Source organism: Gemmatimonadales bacterium, from assembly GCA_030697825.1.
GTDB lineage: Bacteria > Gemmatimonadota > Gemmatimonadetes > Gemmatimonadales > JACORV01 > JACORV01.
On record JAUYOW010000204.1, the window covers coordinates 1 to 1,859 of the forward strand.

At 68.0% G+C, this 1,859-nt stretch carries 2 protein-coding genes; both read right to left on the reverse strand.

Annotated elements, in window-relative coordinates:
• The coding region (locus Q8Q85_10910) for an FAD-dependent monooxygenase (GenBank protein ID MDP3774762.1) at positions 1–1,047 on the reverse strand (1,047 nt) is incomplete at its 3' end.
• A 12-nt stretch (positions 1,048–1,059) separates the two neighbouring features.
• Positions 1,060–1,859, reverse strand: an 800-nt coding sequence (locus tag Q8Q85_10915) for a chlorite dismutase family protein (GenBank protein MDP3774763.1), incomplete at its 5' end; no start/stop codon positions are given.

Here is a 1,859-nt window from a genome sequence, read left to right on the forward strand (position 1 = left end):
CGCCTCGTGCGTCTCGGTCGCGAACTCCTGAAGGAGCGCCGCCGCCCCCCCCGCGCGCAGGATCCGCATCATGCGCGCCGCCAGCTCGCGCGCTTCCACCAGCCCCGAGTTCATGCTGTGCACGCCGACCGGAGCCGCCTGGTGCGCGGCGTCCCCGGCGAGCCAGACGCCTCCCTTGCCGAAGCTCCGCGCGAGGCGCGACTCGAACAACGCGACCGTCGACCAGTAAATCTGCGTCGGCCGCGCCGTGCACCAGGGAGCCCTCGCGGCGATCAGCTGCTCGAGCCGCTCCATCGATGCCTGGTGTCCAGAGGCGTCCTGAATCTGGAATCCCCAGCGGCATCGCCCCTCCTCGAGGGGCCAGTAGACGCTCGTCAGGTCTGGATCGAGAATGACGCGCACTTCCGCGGGAAGCTCCCCCGCCGCCTCGATCTCGTAGACGGAGAAGATCTGGCCCGCGCCATGCTCTTCCATCTCGATGCCGGACATCCGCCGCACGGCCGAGTCGTACCCGTCGGCGCCGATCACATAGGCCGGTCGGATCGTCTCGCTTCGCACGACGACCCACTCGCTTCGCGCGACGGGGTAGCCGGTCGCGACCTGGTCGAGCTTCGCCACCTCCGCCCGCAGGGGGGCGTCGTCCGCGTTGAGGGACTCGAGACGGTGTCCCCAGAGGACCTTGAGCTTCTTCTGGCGGAGCGCCTCCTCGGCGGCTCTCTCCAGCAGGCTCTGGCGGAGGACGAGGAGATACGGATGCTTGGAAGCGAGGGCCGAATAGTCGATCTCGGCGCGCCTCTCCCGTCCTTCGTAGTAGGCGACCTTCGTCAGCTTCCGCCCCGCGCCGATCAGCCCTTCGGAGAGCCCTGCCTCGTCGAGAATCCGGAGCGTGCGCGGATGGATCGCGAGCGCGTAGCTGTGCTGGGTCGTCCGCTGGTGCATGTCGACGACCTCCACACGGACCCCGTGCTGCTGCAGGAACAGGGCCGCGGCGAGACCGACCGGACCGGCGCCGACGACGAGGACCTCAGGATCGGAGTGACGAAACATCGAGCTTCCTCGCTAATCCATGTTCGCGATCTGCGCGACGATCGCGTCAATGGGCGCCTTCGCGCACGTGAACATCGGCGTGTCCCGCTGCGTATAGAGGCTCGCCTCGGTGTAACGCAGCCGCCCCACCAGATCGACGAACTCCTGCGGGTAGTCCGAGTCGAACGCGACCACGAAGTCCTGATCGTCGATGCCGTAGCTGTAGCTCGAGTTCAGGCTGACGCCCTTGAACGGCGCGGAGGCGGCGATATGCTCGTCCATCATCCCCTGCCGCGCGTGGGGCGAAAGGCGGTACCACGCCCGCGTCTTCAAGAAGGGGTACACGAACAGGAACTTCCCCTGGCCCGGCAGCAGCTCGACGCCCTCCCCGGCGCCCTTCATACGGTTGACGTACTGCGACCGGCGCTGCAGCGAAAGGAAGCTGTGCACCTGCGACAGGTAGACGCCCAGCTGCGACCGTCTGATCGTCGCCTCCATCGACTGGAAGCACAGCGGGTCGAACGCGATCTGCCAGAGCATGAAGTCCACGCCCGCGCGCAGGCCCACGAGCGAGTAGGTGCGGAGGATCAGGTCCTCCGAAGACTCCCACTTCCGCACCAGTTCGATGAACTCGGTCCCCGCCGCCCGCCGCTCGTCCGCGGGGAGCCGCCGGAACACCGGGTCGAGCCGGTAGAACGAATAGTTCAGGAACTGGCGGCGTTGCCTGTCCGGGCCCTTGCCCGTGACGATCCCGGTCGGGTCGAGGTCGACGGAGGGGCCGCGGCGGGGCGGCGGGCCCGTGTCCCCGGGAGAGTGCTCCATGCTCATACCTG